At 68.9% G+C, this 14,679-nt stretch carries 12 protein-coding genes; 5 read left to right on the top strand and 7 right to left on the bottom strand.

What is annotated here, in order from left to right:
- Positions 1 to 81 precede the first annotated feature (81 nt).
- Both FFS72_RS18750 and FFS72_RS18755 read left to right on the top strand, forming a co-directional pair.
- Entirely contained in the window at positions 82 to 1,800 is a 1,719-nt protein-coding gene (locus tag FFS72_RS18750) for an aldehyde dehydrogenase family protein (RefSeq protein WP_249353400.1), read from the top strand.
- A 66-nt stretch (positions 1,801 to 1,866) separates the two neighbouring features.
- A complete protein-coding gene (locus FFS72_RS18755) occupies positions 1,867 to 3,459 on the top strand; it encodes a GMC family oxidoreductase (protein ID WP_137875345.1) in 1,593 nt (530 codons plus the stop codon).
- A 57-nt stretch (positions 3,460 to 3,516) separates the two neighbouring features.
- Here FFS72_RS18755 and FFS72_RS18760 read toward each other — a convergent pair whose 3' ends face one another.
- A complete protein-coding gene (locus FFS72_RS18760; protein ID WP_137875346.1) occupies positions 3,517 to 4,020 on the bottom strand; it encodes a uracil-DNA glycosylase family protein in 504 nt (167 codons plus the stop codon).
- On the opposite strand from FFS72_RS18760, the gene FFS72_RS18765 reads away from it, so the two are divergent.
- Positions 4,019 to 4,804, top strand: a complete 786-nt coding sequence (locus tag FFS72_RS18765; protein WP_137875347.1) for an SIR2 family NAD-dependent protein deacylase — start codon at positions 4,019 to 4,021, stop codon at positions 4,802 to 4,804. The two genes, FFS72_RS18760 and FFS72_RS18765, sit on opposite strands and share 2 nt — an antisense overlap.
- Here FFS72_RS18765 and FFS72_RS18770 read toward each other — a convergent pair.
- Positions 4,780 to 5,340, bottom strand: coding sequence for a TetR/AcrR family transcriptional regulator (locus tag FFS72_RS18770; protein ID WP_171018738.1), 561 nt, complete (start codon positions 5,338 to 5,340; stop codon positions 4,780 to 4,782). The two genes, FFS72_RS18765 and FFS72_RS18770, sit on opposite strands and share 25 nt — an antisense overlap.
- A gap of 95 nt (positions 5,341 to 5,435) precedes the next feature.
- Between FFS72_RS18770 and FFS72_RS18775 the strand changes: the two genes are divergently transcribed.
- Positions 5,436 to 6,440, top strand: a complete 1,005-nt coding sequence (locus FFS72_RS18775; protein WP_137875349.1) for an ABC transporter permease — start codon at positions 5,436 to 5,438, stop codon at positions 6,438 to 6,440.
- Between the two features lie 206 nt (positions 6,441 to 6,646).
- Here FFS72_RS18775 and FFS72_RS18780 read toward each other — a convergent pair whose 3' ends face one another.
- From FFS72_RS18780 to FFS72_RS18795, 4 genes are all read right to left on the bottom strand, one after another.
- Positions 6,647 to 8,434, bottom strand: coding sequence for an AMP-dependent synthetase/ligase (locus FFS72_RS18780; RefSeq protein ID WP_137875350.1), 1,788 nt, complete (start codon positions 8,432 to 8,434; stop codon positions 6,647 to 6,649).
- A 182-nt stretch (positions 8,435 to 8,616) separates the two neighbouring features.
- A complete protein-coding gene (locus FFS72_RS18785) occupies positions 8,617 to 9,243 on the bottom strand; it encodes a phosphoribosyltransferase (protein WP_137875351.1) in 627 nt (208 codons plus the stop codon).
- 61 nt (positions 9,244 to 9,304) lie between these two features.
- The gene (locus FFS72_RS18790) at positions 9,305 to 10,102 is read right to left on the bottom strand and encodes a carbon-nitrogen hydrolase family protein (protein ID WP_137875352.1); all 798 of its coding nucleotides are present in this window, start codon (positions 10,100 to 10,102) and stop codon (positions 9,305 to 9,307) included.
- A 64-nt stretch (positions 10,103 to 10,166) separates the two neighbouring features.
- Positions 10,167 to 11,450 carry a TrpB-like pyridoxal phosphate-dependent enzyme gene (locus FFS72_RS18795; protein WP_137875353.1) on the bottom strand — a complete coding sequence of 428 codons (1,284 nt, stop codon included), beginning with the start codon at positions 11,448 to 11,450 and terminating at the stop codon, positions 10,167 to 10,169.
- Positions 11,451 to 11,579: 129 nt separating this feature from the next.
- Between FFS72_RS18795 and FFS72_RS18800 the strand changes: the two genes are divergently transcribed.
- Complete coding sequence (locus FFS72_RS18800; RefSeq protein WP_137875354.1) at positions 11,580 to 13,328, top strand: DEAD/DEAH box helicase; 1,749 nt, start codon at positions 11,580 to 11,582, stop codon at positions 13,326 to 13,328.
- Here FFS72_RS18800 and FFS72_RS18805 read toward each other — a convergent pair.
- Positions 13,234 to 14,484 (bottom strand): class I SAM-dependent methyltransferase, encoded by a 1,251-nt coding sequence (locus tag FFS72_RS18805; protein WP_171018739.1) that lies wholly within the window; start codon positions 14,482 to 14,484, stop codon positions 13,234 to 13,236. The genes FFS72_RS18800 and FFS72_RS18805 overlap by 95 nt on opposite strands.
- Positions 14,485 to 14,679 lie beyond the last annotated feature (195 nt).

Here is a 14,679-nt window from a genome sequence, read left to right on the forward strand (position 1 = left end):
CGGCCCCCGATGCGACGAGGATCACAGTAGAAGATCCGACGAGTCCGGCCCCGCCTGCCTCGAATCGAACGGAGTTGTCCAGTGTCCGATCACGACCCTGCCAGCACCCACCCGGCCATCGATCAGGCCCTGGCCGACCTTGTCGAGGGTGAGAAGTCCTGGGCAGGCCTGTCCCTGGGTCGCCGGCGGCAACTGCTCGACCGAGTCCGCGACCTCACGGTGCAGCACGCCGCCGAATGGGTGGCAGCGGCAGTGCAGATCAAGGGTCTCGACCCCGACTCCGCCCTGGTCGGCGAGGAGTGGATATCCGGTCCGTACTCGGTGGCCACCGGCGCGACGACGCTGTCCGCCAGCCTCGAAAGGCTCGAGTCCGGCACCAGTCCGCTCGCTGACGCCACCTTCGGCACCGCCCCCGGCGGCCGCACCACCGTGCGGGCGCTGCCGATGAGCGTCTTCGACAGGCTGCTGCTGAGCGGGTTCAGCGCCGACGTCTGGCTGCAGCCGGGCATCGATCGTGCGACGGCACAACGCGAGGCGGGCCTCGCCCAGCTTGATCCCACCCGGACGCAGGGCGTCGGGGTGGTGCTGGGCGCCGGCAACATCACCTCGATCGCCCCGCTCGACACCCTGTACGAGCTGTTCGCGCACAACCGCGTCGTCGCGCTCAAGCTCAACCCGATCATGGATCTGATGCTGCCGGTCTTCGAGAAGGTGCTCGAGCCGTTCATCGCGATCGGCGCGGTCCGGATACTGACCGGCGGCGCCGACATCGGCACCTACCTGACCCGACATCGGCTGGTCGACCACGTGCACATGACCGGCAGCGCGCTCACCCACGACGCGATCGTCTTCGGCACCGGCGAGGACGGCGCGCGCCGTAAGGCCGCGGGCGAGCCCGTCCTCGACAAGGAGATGACCAGCGAGCTGGGCGGGGTGTCGCCGACCATCGTGCTGCCCGGCGCCTGGAGCCGCGCCGACATCGAGTTCCAGGCCGAGCACATCGCGACGCAGCGTCTGCACAACGGCGGCTACAACTGCATCGCGTCGCAGGTGGTCGTGCTGTCCTCGCGGTGGCCGCAACGCGACGAGTTCGTCGCCGCGCTGCGCGCCGCCGTCGACCGCGCCCCCGCCCGCCCGGCCTACTACCCGGGCAGCGACGACCGGGTCGCCTCGGCCGCGCAGTCCTACCCGAAGGCCGAGCGGCTGGGCGAGCGCGGCGGCCGGGTGCTGGTGTCGGGCCTGCAGCCCGACGAGTTCGCCCCGCTGGTGCAGACCGAGTACTTCGGGCCGGTGCTGGGGGTGATCGAGCTGCCGCACGACGGCGAGCAGTTCGCGGCCCGCGCGGCCGAGGTGGTCAACGAGCAGTTCGTCGGGACGCTCGGGGTCAACATCATCGGCGAGCCCGGCACCATCGACTCGATGGGGACGCGGTTCGACGCGCTGCTCGAGTCGCTGCGGTACGGGACGATCGCGGTGAACGCGTGGACCGGGGTCGGCTACCTCACCCCCGCGGCGACCTGGGGAGCGTTCCCCGGCCACACCCTCAGCGACGTGCAGAGCGGCATCGGGGTGGTCCACAACGCGCTGCTGATCGACCGGCCCGAGCGCACCGTGGTGCGCGGGCCGTTCCGGCCGTCGCCGCGATCGCTGCTGCACCGGGAGTGGTCGATCTCGCCGAAGCCGCCGTGGTTCGTCACCAACCGGACCGCCGCCGGTACCGGCAGGCGGCTGACCGAGTTCGCCGGCAAGCCGTCGTGGACCCGTCTGCCCGCGATCTTCGCCTCGGCGCTGCGCGGCTGAGTGCACGGTTCCGCGCCACGGCAGAAGTACCTTCCCCCCAACACCTCTCGATGTGGAGATGAACGCATGATCCAGGAATCGTCGGTCGCCGACTATGTCATCGTCGGTGCGGGATCGTCCGGCGCCGCGCTGGCCGGCCGGCTCAGCAACGACCCGCGCACCGAGGTCGTCCTCCTCGAGGCCGGGCCGCCGGACAAGGACAAGTACATCCACATTCCCGCGGCCTTCTCCAAGCTGTTCCGCAGCGAGGTCGACTGGGACTACCTGACCGAGCCCCAGCCCGGGCTCGGCGGCCGCAGCATCTACTGGCCACGCGGGAAGACGCTCGGCGGTTCCTCGTCGATGAACGCCATGATGTGGGTGCGCGGCTTCGCCGCCGACTACGACGAGTGGGCCGAGCTCGCCGACGACTCCTGGTCCTTCGGCAACGTGGTGGAGTACTTCCGCAGGATCGAGAACGTGGAGGGCGCCGCCACCGACGACGCCGGCACCACCGGCCCGCTGACGGTGAGCCACCAGCGCAGCCCCCGCCCGCTGACCGGCGCCTACCTGGAGGCGGCACGGGAGACGGGGTTCCCGGTCGAGCGCGCGAACACCGCCGCACCCGAGGGCTTCTCGCAGACGATGGTCACCCAGAAGCGCGGCGCCCGATGGAGCACGGCCGACGCCTACCTCGCGCCCGCGCGCAAGCGCGCCAACCTGACCGTGCTCACCGAGTCCGCCGCAACCCGGGTGCTGTTCGAGGGATCCGCCGCCGTCGGGGTCGAGTACCTGCAGGGCGGAGTGCGCCGCACTGTCCGCGCCCGCAAGGAGGTGGTGCTCGCAGGCGGCGCGATCAACACCCCGCAGCTGCTGATGCTGTCCGGCATCGGCGACGAGGAGCAGCTGCGCAGGCACGGCATCGCCGTGCGGCATCACCTGCCGGAGGTGGGTCGCAACCTGTCCGATCACCTGGTGTCGATGCTCGGCTACCGCGTCGAAACGGACACACTCTTCGCCGCGGAGAAGCTTCCCGAGCTCGCCAACTACCTGGTCCGGCGCCGCGGGATGCTCACCTCGAATGTGGGCGAGGCGTACGGGTTCACCCGCAGCCGTGAGGAACTCGCGCTACCCGACCTGGAGATGATCTTCGCGCCCGCGCCGTTCTTCGACGAGGGCCTCGTGCCCGCCGCCGAACACGCGGCGGTCCTCGGCGCGATCCTGCTCAAGCCGGAGAGCCGCGGGGAGATCACGCTGCGGTCGGCGGACCACGCGGACAAGCCGATCATCGATCCGCGCTACCTCAGCGACGCGGGCGGCGTCGACCGCCGGGCGATGCTCGAGGGCCTGCGGGTGTGCGAGGCGCTCGCCTCCGCCCCGGCGCTGAAATCCCTTCTCGGCGAGATGATCCGGCCCGCCGTGACCTCCCCGACCCCCCTCGAGGACGTGCTGGCAGCCGCGCTCGAGCGCACCTCGCACACCCTCTATCACCCCACCGGAACCTGCCGGATGGGCAAGGACGCGGCCAGCGTCGTCGATCCCGAGCTGCGGGTGCGCGGGGTGGACCGGCTGCGCGTCGCGGACGCGTCGATCATGCCGACCATCATCCGCGGCCACACCCACGCGCCATGCGTGGTGATCGGGGAGAAGGCGGCCGACCTGCTCCGACAGGCGAACTGAGCGGTCCGGCTCGGGGCCCGAGCTTGTGTGCGGGTGGGTCACCTCGGGCTGTCGAGATCAGGCGAGGGTTGGGGGCGCCTCCCGGTTGCGGGTGACGGAGCTGCCTCCGCAACCCCAGGTGAGGCCGGCGCGGTCCTGGGCGGTGGACAGGGCATCGGCGAGAGCCGAGTCCGTGAACTCGGGGTCGTCGAGGGCCGGGTGTCCGAGAATCGTCACCCCGCCGCCGGACACGGAGTTGCCCGGGGCGAACGTGGGCCCATCCACTGCCAGGGCGTCCAGCGTCGCCGCCCACGCCTCCGGGCCGAACGCGACCACCGCCCGCACCCACGGCCGCAGGTTCGCCCACTCGGCTGCCGGGTCACCGACGATGCGGGCGCCGAAGAGCTTCTGGTCCGCGTCGTCGCGGCCGCCGGACCTGGCGGCGACCCCCGCCACGTGCAGGGCGCGAAACAGTCGGGGTTCGGCACCGGGATCGGGGGACACCAGCAGCAGCTTGGCGAACCCGTCGCCGAACCCGAGTGGTCGGTCGCCCTCGGGGACGGGGTGCACAATCGTCGACATGGCGCCCATTCAACCTGACCCGGCACTCCTCGACGTCGTCCGTTCCGCCGAGCGGGTCACGGTGTTCTCCGGTGCGGGGATGTCCGCGGAGTCGGGGGTGCCGACGTTCCGGGACGCGTTGACCGGGCTGTGGGAACGTTTCGACCCGACCGAACTGGCGACGCCGCAGGCGTGGGAGAAGGATCCGGCGCTGGTGTGGGCGTGGTACGAGTGGCGGGCGGCGCTGGTGCGACGGGTGCAGCCGAACGCGGGGCACCGGGCTGTGGCCGAGTGGGCGGACACCGCCGACGTGACGGTGCTGACGCAGAACGTCGACGACCTGCACGAGCGAGCCGGATCCACGGTGGCGGCGCACCTGCACGGCAGTCTCTACGCGCCGCGCTGCTGCCTCTGCGGGCTGGCAGCGGACCTCGACGACGCCCGTTTCGACAACCTGCGCGACGAGCCTGCGGAGCGAATCACGCCGCCGTCGTGCGAGTCCTGTACGGCCCCGGTCCGTCCCGGTGCGGTGTGGTTCGGGGAGGAACTGCCCGCCGACGCCTGGCAGGCGTCCGTCGACGCGGTGGAGAACTGCGACCTGATGGTCGTGGTCGGAACCTCAGCGGTGGTCTACCCGGCGGCGGAGCTGCCGCTGCGGGCCCTGCGAGCCGGCGCGACCGTCGTCGAGATCAACCCGGAGCCGACGGACCTGACACCCACGGTCACCCAGTCGTGGCGGGCCACCGCTGCGCAGGCGCTGCCGGTGCTCGCCAGGGCGAGTCAGGGACGCAGTCCACGAATGTAGATCTCGACGAGCCAGCGTTCGTGTTCGGCGAGGTCGGGAAGGTCGACGCCGGTCGGCAGCGGCCGGGTGACCGTGGCCAGCCCCAGTTGGAACTGCACGGCCGTCAGGTCTGCGCGCACCACCCCCGCGCCCTTGGCGAGTGACACGACCGCGTCGATGGACGTGAGCGCCTCGGTTCGCAGCGCCACGAACTTCGACACGTCGACGCCCTCGGCGAGGGCGTCCGTCACCACCGAGATCAGGGCGCCGGGGCGCAGGGCCGCGACCTCGCGGACGAACGACGTCCACCACGTCTCCGGGTCTGGGGTCACCTCGGCGCAGTACCGATCCATGATCGCGGCGATGCGCTCTCGGGTGTCGACGGCAATCGCGTAGAGCAGGTCGTCGCGGGTGGCGAAGTGTCGGTAGAGAGTTGCGACTCCCACTCCGGCTTCGGCGGCGATGGTGTTCACGGACACCGTCGTGCCCCGGGACGCGACGAGTCGGCGGGCCGCGGACACGACGGCGTCGCGGTTGGCCTTCGCATCGGCTCTCACGTCGACCTCTTCTCCACGACACCATTGTGACCACGCAAGCGGAGTATTACACTCCCACTTAATCGGAGTAAACATCTATCACTTATGGAGCGGTGATGACCGCAGCACATGATTCCTCGGCCTCGGGGACGAAGCGGACACCCGGCCCGCGCGTACTCGTCGGGGTCGTCGCCGGGCTGACGCTGGCCGTGTCCCTGATGCTGCTGGCATTCGCCGCCCCGGCCGTGAACTCCGGCGCCCACGACCTGCCTGTCGCCGTGTCCGGCCCCGACTCCGCGCTCGCGAATCTCGAGGCGGCTCTCGACGCCGCCAGTCCTGGCGGCTTCGACGTCACGCGCCACGCCGATGCGGCGGCGGTGGCCGACGCGATCACCGCACGTGACGCGGTCGGTGGAATCTCGATCACGCCTGACGGAGCCGTGATCCAGACCGCGTCCGCGGCCGGAGCCCCGTACGCGCCCCTGCTGCGGTCCATCGGTGCCGGCCTCGCGGCGAAGGGGCAGCCGGTGACGTACACGGACCGGGTGCCGCTCACCGAGGACGACCCGGTCGGCTCCGGGCTGTCCGCGCTCGCCCTCCCGCTCGCCTTCGGTGGCATGATCTCCGCGGTCGGGCTCGTCACCCTCTTCAAACACAGCCGGACGCTGCGCGTCGTCGGCTCGATCGGGTTCTCCGCGGTCGCGGGCGTCACCATCACAGCGATCCTGCAGTTCTGGCTCGGCTCGATCGACGGCTCGTTCTGGCTCACGGCGACAGGTGTCGCACTCGGCATCGCCGCGATCTCGCTCGTCGTCCTCGGCCTGGAATCGCTGTTCGGGTATCCAGGCCTCGCGATCGGTGCCGTGATCATGGTCTTCGTCGCAAACCCGCTGTCCGGCCTCGCCACCGGTCCTTGGTGGCTGCCACAGCCGTGGGGTGCGATCGGTCAGTTCCTGCCGATAGGCGCCGCGGGTACCGCCATCCGTTCGGCGGCCTTCTTCGACGGCGCCGGGGCAGGGCCCGCACTGGCGGTGCTCGCGGGGTGGATCGCAGTCGGTCTGGCGCTCGTCGCGCTGTCCGCGCGGCGCGCCACGCGGGACGAGGGTCTCGTCGCCGCGTAGCGGCCGCCGCCGTCCTAGGTGTTGATCACCTTGTCGCTCGACCCGAACGCGATCATGAGCGCGTTGTAGAACTCGACCTTCGGGTCGTACACCAGGATGTCCTGCACGGTCAGCATCCGAACTCCTCACATGAAACGGGGAATGGGCCGCCTCCCGAGGGAGGCGACCCATTCAGTCACACCATTGCCCCGGCGCGGGGCGAAACGTCAGGAGTAGATCGCCTCGATGGCGGTCCCGAACGAATCGTGGATGACGTTGCGCTTGAGCTTGAGCGTCGGTGTCAGCTCACCGGTCTCGATCGTGAAGTCGACATCGAGGATGCGGTACTTCTTGATCTGCTCCGGGTTGGAGACCTTCTTGTTGCCCTCGGCGACTGCTGCGTCGATCTCCGCGACCAGTTCGGCGTGCTTGACGAGCTCGGCGATCGGCAGGTCGGCGGCGATGTTGTTGCGCTCCAACCAGCCGGGCAGTGCCTCCTGGTCGATGGTGATGAGCGCGCCGATGAACGGCTTCGCGTCGCCGACGACCAGGCACTGGCTGATCAGCGGATGCGCGCGCAGGGCGTCCTCGAGCACAGCCGGGGCGACGTTCTTACCGCCCGCGGTGACGATGATTTCCTTCTTGCGGCCGGTGATCGAGACGAAGCCCTCGTCGTCGATGGACCCGAGGTCGCCGGTGTGGAACCAACCGTCCTTGATCGAATCGGCGGTGGCGGCGTCGTTGTGCCAGTACCCGTTGAAGACGACCGGGCCCTTGACCAGAAGTTCGCCGTCGTCGGCGATCTTCGCGGCATGGCCGTTGATCGGCTTGCCGACCGTGCCGACCTTCTGCGCGTCGGTGGTGTTGACGGTGATCGCGGCGCTGGTCTCGGTGAGTCCGTAGCCCTCGAAGACGGGAACGCCGATGCCGCGGAAGAAGTGGCCGAGACGGGCACCGAGTGCGGCGCCGCCGGAGACCGCGCGGTCGCACTCGCCGCCGAGAGCGGCGCGCAGCTTGCCGTAGACCAGCTTGTCGAAGAGGGCGTGTTTGAGCTTGAGGACGAAGCCGGGGCCGCCGGTCTCGAGTGCCTCGCTGTAGGCGATGGCGGTCTCGGTGGCCTTGGCGAAGATACTGCCCTTGCCGCCGTCCTCGGCCTTCTGCTTGGCCGAGTTGTAGACCTTCTCGAACACGCGCGGCACCGACAGGATGAAGTTCGGCTTGAACACGGCGAACTGGTCGACGAGCGTCGTCAGGTCCGAGGTGTGGCCGACGGTCACCTTGTTCTCGAACGCGCCGAACGAGATCGCGCGAGCGAACACGTGCGCCATCGGCAGGAACATCAGCGTCGCCTGGCCCTCGGCCATCGCATCGTCGAGTGCCAACTTCACGGCCTTCGCCTCAGCGCTGAAGTTGCCGTGGGTGAGCTGAACACCCTTCGGGCGGCCGGTGGTGCCGGAGGTGTAGATCAGCGTCGCGGGGGAGGACGCGTTCACCTGCGCGCGACGCTCGTGCAGCGCCTCGTCGGTGATCGTCGCGCCGCGGGAGGTGAGCTCGTCGAGGGCGCCCGCCTCGATCTGCAGCATCTCGCGCAACGCGGGGGCGGCTTCGGCGACGTCCTTGACGGCTTCGGCGTGCTTCGCGGTCTCGACCACGAGCACGGCGGTCGCGGAGTCCTCGAGAATCCACTGCGCCTGGTCGGGCGAGGACGTCTCGTAGATCGCGACGGTGCATCCGCCCGCGGTCCAGATGGCGTAGTCGAGGACGACCCACTCGTAGCGGGTGGCCGACAGGATCGCGACCCGGTCGCCGAGCTCGACGCCGGACGCCATCAGGCCCTTGGCGACGCCCGCGACCTCGCCCGCGAACTCGGCGGCGGTGACGTTCACCCACTTGCCGCCCACCAACTTCTTGAAGGGGACGTGCTGCGGGCATTCCTTCTCGTAGCGGAACACCGTGTCAGCCATCGAGATGTCGTCTGGAACGGTAAACGACTGCGGAACTTCGAACTCTCGCACTGAGGATCCCTCCAGGAACTACTGATCGGTACGGGTGTGCATTGGATCACATCGTAGGGGACGGTGCACAGTCTTCGTTGTCCGGATTGACCGGATGTAATCTCCAAGAAACGAGATTACTGTTACCGAAAGTCTCGGGAACTGGCATGTTGGCCGTCCAGCGAGGCCGGGCGAGGTGTAGATCACAAACGCAATGCAGTCCTCACCTCCGCATCGGTGAGCTGGTGAAAATCCCGATAGGCGCCGCCGACGCCGCCGAGCCAGCGCGGCACGAGCGGGCACACGACCTCGTCGGCCTCGTCGTCGAGTCGCGTCACCGCCTCGTCCGAGGACACCGGCATCGCGACCACGACCCGGTCGGCGCCGCGCGCTCGCGCGACCCGGCACGCCACGACGGCGGTCGCGCCGGTCGCCATGCCGTCGTCGACGATCACCACGAGCCGTCCGGCGACCGGGACGGCAGGCCGGTCACCGCGGAGCAGTCGTACGCGGCGGTCGAGTTCGCGTCGCTCCGACACCTCGACGTCCGCGAGTGCCGACTCGGCGACGCGTGACTGCGCGATCACGTCCGCGTTGAGTACGCGGACGTGTTCCTCGCCGATCGCGCCCATCGCGAGCTCCGGCTGCCACGGCAAACCGAGTTTGCGGACGACGATCACGTCCAGGTCGCCGCCGAGCGCGCGGGCGACTTCGGCGGCGACGGGGACGCCACCACGCGGCAACCCGAGCACCAGCGGTTCGGTGTCACGCAGGTGCGTCAGGGAGGCGGCCAGTTCGCGGCCGGCCTCGGCGCGGGTGGCGTAGAGCATTTCGCCTTCGACGCTACGCCGCGCGGGCTGTGCGGCCTATCGCTCGACCACGTCGCTGTGTCTAACGTTCGACCACGTCGAAGCGGCGCAGGTCCAGCGCCGGGTTCTTCGCCCTGGCCTCGGCGATCCGGGCGGCGCTGACCTCGGCGCGGGCCGTGCCGACCTGCTCGCCGAGCGAGGCGAGGACCACGCCCATCGGGTCGACGATCATCGAGTTGCCGGACCCGCCGCGGGCGCTCTGGTCGGCAGCGGCGACGTACATGGTGTTCTCGATCGCCCTGGCTCGGACGAGTGTCGTCCAGTGGTCTTCCTTGAGTGGACCGGGAACCCACTGCGCGGGCAGTGCGAGGACCTCGGCGCCCGCGTCGACGATGCGCCGCGTCACCTCGGGGAATCGCAGGTCGTAGCAGGTCTGCATGCCGAAGGTGAGGTCGTCGACGGTGAAGGTGGCCGGGGCGGTGATCTCGCCGGCGCGAATGACGTCCGACTCCCGGTAGCCGAATGCGTCGTAGAGGTGGATCTTGCGGTAGACGGCCGCGATCGTGCCGTCCGGTGCGGCGGCCACGAGGGTGTTGGACACGTGGTCGTCACCGGGTAGCGACTCGTTGACACCCACGACGACGTGCACGCCGAACTCGGATGCGATGCCGAGTATTCCGGTGACGAACGGGCCGTCCAGAGGTTCGGCGGACGTGACGAGCTGTTCGTCGACCCGGGCTCCGGTGTACATCGCGTACTCGGGTGCGATGACCACCTGCGCGCCACGGGCCGCGGCCTCCCCGACGAGATTGCGCACCGCTGCCAGGTTCTCGTGCTTGTCGGTGCCGGAGCAGAACTGGGCCACTGCGATTTCGACCATGGACCCATTCTGCCGGGCGACCGTCGTCGGTCGCCCGGCAGCGAGGCTCATCCGGGTGAGGCTCTCACTCGGCAGTGGAGACGAGGTTGCCTTCCATGTACGCGTGGTACGCGGGCAGGTCGAGCATGCCGTGTCCGGACAGGCCGATGACCAGGACCTCGGGCTCGGTCAGCGTCTTGGCGTACTCGGCGCAGGCCGCGATGGCGTGCGACGACTCCGGAGCGGGCACGATGCCCTCGGCACGGGCGAACTGGACGCCCGCGGCGAAGGAGTCGGTCTGGTCGACGGCCTGGCCGGTGACGTAGCCGAGCTCGACGGTGTGGCTGAGCAGCGGCGCCATGCCGTGGTAGCGCAGCCCGCCCGCGTGGATCGGGTCCGGGACGAAGTCCTGGCCGAGGGTGTGCATCTTCATCAGCGGCGTCAGTCCCGCGACGTCACCGTGGTCGTAGCGGTACTCGCCCTTGGTGATCGACGGGCAGGCGGCCGGCTCGACGGCCATGATCCGGGTGTTCGCGCGGCCGTGCAGGACCTCGCGGATGAACGGGAACGCCAGGCCGGCGAGGTTGGAACCGCCTCCAGCGCACCCGAACACGACGTCGGCGTTCTCCTCGCCCGCGGCGCGGAGCTGCTCGACCGCTTCGAGGCCGATGACGGTCTGGTGCAGGACAACGTGATTGAGGACGCTGCCGAGTGCGTAGCGGGTCTGCGGGTCCGATGCCGCGACCTCGATGGCCTCGGACACGGCGATACCGAGGCTGCCCGGGGTGTCCGGGAACTCCTCGAGGATCTTGCGGCCGGACGCGGTGAGCGTCGAGGGGCTCGGGTGCACCGTGCCGCCGTAGGTCTCCATGAGGAAGCGGCGGTAGGGCTTCGAGTCGTACGACGCCCGCACCTGCCACACCTCGAGGTCGATGCCGAATTTCGCGCAGGCGAACGACAGTGCGGAGCCCCACTGGCCCGCGCCGGTCTCGGTGGTGATCTTGGTGACGCCGTCCTGGGCGTTGTAGTACGCCTGCGCGACCGCGGTGTTGGTCTTGTGGCTGCCGACGGGGCTCACGCCCTCGTACTTGACGTAGATCCGTGCCGGGGTGCCGAGCGCCTTCTCGAATTCGCGAGCCCGGATCAGCGGCGCGGGGCGCCACGTCTTGTAGACCTCACGGATCGGTTCGGGGATCTCGATGTACTGCTCGGTGGCCGCCTCCTGCGCGATGAGCGCGGACGGGAACAGGGCCTCGAGGTCCGAGGGCGTGACCGGTTCCCTGGTCCCCGGGTGCAGGTGCGGCGGCGGCGGGACCGGCAGGTCAGCCGCGATGTTGTACCAGTGGGTGGGGATCGGCGTGTCGGACACGGGCGCTCCTGGGGGTGGTCGAGAGGCGGATGCTGACCCGCATTGTGCCGGTGTTCGTGATCAGGGTTAACGGGGGTGGGTGGCTTCGAGTCGGCCGCACTCCGGTCGATCGACTAAACTCCAGGTGAAATGAGTGACACCGAGCAGAACCCCGAGCCGGAAACCGACAGCACAACCTTTGCCGACCTCGGCATCGACGATCGGGTGCTTCGGGCACTGAGCGACGTCGGGTACGAGTCGCCGTCGCCGATCCAGGCAGCCACCATCCCGCCGCTGATGGCAGGCAACGACGTTGTCGGCCTCGCCCAGACCGGAACCGGTAAGACGGCCGCGTTCGCCGTCCCGATCCTGTCCCGCATCGACACCGACCAGAAGCGGCCGCAGGCGCTGGTGCTCGCACCGACCCGCGAGCTGGCGCTGCAGGTGGCCGAGGCGTTCGGCAAGTACTCCGCGCACATTCCCGGCCTGCAGGTGCTGCCGATCTACGGCGGTCAGTCCTACGGAGTCCAGCTGTCCGGCCTGCGGCGCGGCGCGCAGGTCATCGTCGGCACTCCCGGCCGCGTGATCGACCACCTGGAGAAGGGCACCCTCGACCTCTCGCACCTGGATTACCTGGTGCTCGACGAGGCCGACGAGATGCTGAAGATGGGCTTCCAGGAGGACGTCGAGAAGATCCTCGCGGAAACCCCGGAATACAAGCAGGTCGCGCTGTTCTCCGCGACGATGCCGCCCGCGATTCGCAAGATCTCCAAGCAGTACCTGCACGATCCGGTCGAGATCACCGTCAAGGGCAAGACGTCGACCGCAACGAACATCACGCAGCGCTGGGTGCAGGTCGCGCACCAGCGCAAGCTCGACGCCCTGACCCGGATCCTCGAGGTCGAGGCGTTCGAGGCGATGATCATCTTCGTCCGCACCAAGCAGGCCACCGAAGACCTCGCGGAACGGCTTCGTGCACGCGGATTCTCGGCCGCCGCGATCAACGGCGACATCGTTCAGGCGCAGCGTGAGCGGACGATCGGCCAGCTCAAGTCCGGTGCCCTCGACATTCTCGTCGCCACCGACGTCGCGGCCCGCGGCCTCGACGTCGACCGCATCTCGCATGTCGTCAACTACGACATCCCGCACGACACCGAGTCGTACGTGCACCGCATCGGCCGTACCGGCCGCGCCGGGCGCACCGGCGACGCCCTGCTGTTCGTGGCTCCGCGCGAACGGCACCTGCTCAAGGCGATCGAGCGGGCGACCCGGCAGCCCCTGACCGAGATGCAGTTGCCGACCGTCGAGGACGTCAACGCGCAGCGTGTCTCGAAGTTCGGCGACTCGATCACCGCGTCCCTGAACTCCGACAACCTCGCACTGTTCCGTCGGATGATCGAGGACTACGAGCGCGAGCACGACGTCCCGCTCGCCGACATCGCGGCGGCACTCGCCGTGCAGTCGCGTGACGGCGAAGCGTTCCTGATGGAGCCGGAGCCGCCGGCCCCGCCGCGCAAGGAACGTGAACCGCGCGAGCGGCCGCCGCGCAAGTTCGACGAGGGACCGAAGATCAACCGCGACGGTCAGGAACTGGCGACGTACCGGATCGCGGTCGGCAAGCGGCATCGGGTGGTGCCGGGCGCGATCGTCGGTGCCATCGCCAACGAGGGCGGTCTGCGTCGCAGCGACTTCGGGCACATCAGCATCCGGCCGGACCACAGTCTCGTCGAACTGCCCGCGGACCTCGCGAACGAGACCCTCGAGGCGCTGCGCAGCACCCGGATCTCCGGCGTCCTGATCCAGCTCACTCCCGACTCGGGTCCGCCCGGGCAGCGGCCGCCGCACGGCAAGGGCAAGCCGCGTTTCGACAAGGGCAAGCCCAAGCGCGACCGCTATTAGTCGACGCGTGCGCGGCAACAACGTCGGAGATCGCTTTCGGACCCACGAAACCGTCGTCGTTGACGTCCACGACGTGGAAGACGCCGCCCGGAGCCAGAATTCGGGAAATCTCCATCAACGCGAGGTCGACGTTCCGAAGGTGAATGAACACGAACTGAGCTGTGACCACGTCGACTGACCCGGTAGGGAGGCCGGTTCGATACGCCGACCCATCGGTGACAGTCAGTTCGGGATGGTCGGTGTGCGCGATCGCGCGCATACGTGGTGAAGGCTCGATGCCCACCACGGTGTAGCCGGCGAACTTTCGGTGGCGGGCGGTAAGTGCGAGGTAGTCGCCGGGGCCCGTTCCGAGGTCGACCACGGTCCGCGGATCTTCGGTGGCGTCAGGGAATGCGATGCCGTCGAGAATTGGTGCTTGGACGGCAGCGAGCAAACTGCTCTGATGCCGCAGTCGGGGCAACTCCGCAGAAAGGTCGAGTGGTGCCTCGTACAGGTTCTCGCGATCCAGGCGTTCGTACCCGATCTGGTCGGTGCGGCCCGTGTCGGCAAGGTGTTTGACGAGCGACGGGCGTCGGTTGTCGATTCGGGTCGTAGCCGTGGTCATGTGCCGCATCCGTCGGTAGATCGCGTCGAGGCGGTCCGGGCCGGAGCCCTCCATCAGGATCCGCGGGTCGGTCGGCAGGCCGTGCGCGGAGTGGCGGTGGACCAGGAACGTCCGTTCGTAGACGGTCTCCAAGGTCTTGTGGACGCCTTGAAGGATCAGCATCAGGCGGCTCGGTAGGTAAGTCTCGTACGCCTGCCGGACGAGCCACGCGGTCATGTCCTCGGACAGGCCGGACCGACGAACCTCGCGCCGTTCGAGACGCTTTCCCACTTGGATGGTCACGCCGTCCACCCGTTCCAACCCGAGGTCGTCGAGATGTGGGTCGCCGGTCTGGAAGATCCATGCGGACACGAGTGCAACCAGGACACCGTCGGCCACGGCACCGAGATGGATTCCGGACGAGTCGTGTGAATGGTGCACGATGTCGTCGTCGATGCTCTGTTCGTCCACGTAGACGAGCCTGCGGAGCTCGGTGATCGCATCGGCGTCCACCTGCCAGTCGAGCCATCGGACGGAAGCGGTCGATGCAATGTCGGTGGATACTGCGGTCATCGGCTTTCCCCCGTTGTCCGAATGCGGTTTGCCTGGCAAGGGACGCACGGTACCCGATCGAATCGAGGTGAGCCCGTGTGTGGATCGCAAGGACTCGCCTGCATTGAATGCAACTGCTGGGTTGCACATGAGCAGGTTTAGTGCAACCATTGAGTTGCATCCAAGCTCGTTCATCGCATGGCAGGAGCCAAGGAC

This window comes from Rhodococcus sp. Q, from assembly GCF_005503035.1.
In the GTDB taxonomy this organism is placed as follows: domain Bacteria; phylum Actinomycetota; class Actinomycetes; order Mycobacteriales; family Mycobacteriaceae; genus Rhodococcus_G.

What these genes read in the sequence shown, in the direction of transcription:
- FFS72_RS18805 (WP_171018739.1), bottom strand. Translation starts at nt 14,484, where the DNA reads ATGACCGCAGTATCCACCGACATTGCATCGACCGCTTCCGTCCGATGG.
- FFS72_RS18755 (WP_137875345.1), top strand. Translation starts at nt 1,867, where the DNA reads ATGATCCAGGAATCGTCGGTCGCCGACTATGTCATCGTCGGTGCGGGA.
- FFS72_RS18760 (WP_137875346.1), bottom strand. Translation starts at nt 4,020, where the DNA reads ATGTCGACGATTGTGCACCCCGTCCCCGAGGGCGACCGACCACTCGGG.
- FFS72_RS18775 (WP_137875349.1), top strand. Translation starts at nt 5,436, where the DNA reads ATGACCGCAGCACATGATTCCTCGGCCTCGGGGACGAAGCGGACACCC.
- FFS72_RS18800 (WP_137875354.1), top strand. Translation starts at nt 11,580, where the DNA reads ATGAGTGACACCGAGCAGAACCCCGAGCCGGAAACCGACAGCACAACC.
- FFS72_RS18785 (WP_137875351.1), bottom strand. Translation starts at nt 9,243, where the DNA reads ATGCTCTACGCCACCCGCGCCGAGGCCGGCCGCGAACTGGCCGCCTCC.
- FFS72_RS18765 (WP_137875347.1), top strand. Translation starts at nt 4,019, where the DNA reads ATGGCGCCCATTCAACCTGACCCGGCACTCCTCGACGTCGTCCGTTCC.
- FFS72_RS18790 (WP_137875352.1), bottom strand. Translation starts at nt 10,102, where the DNA reads ATGGTCGAAATCGCAGTGGCCCAGTTCTGCTCCGGCACCGACAAGCAC.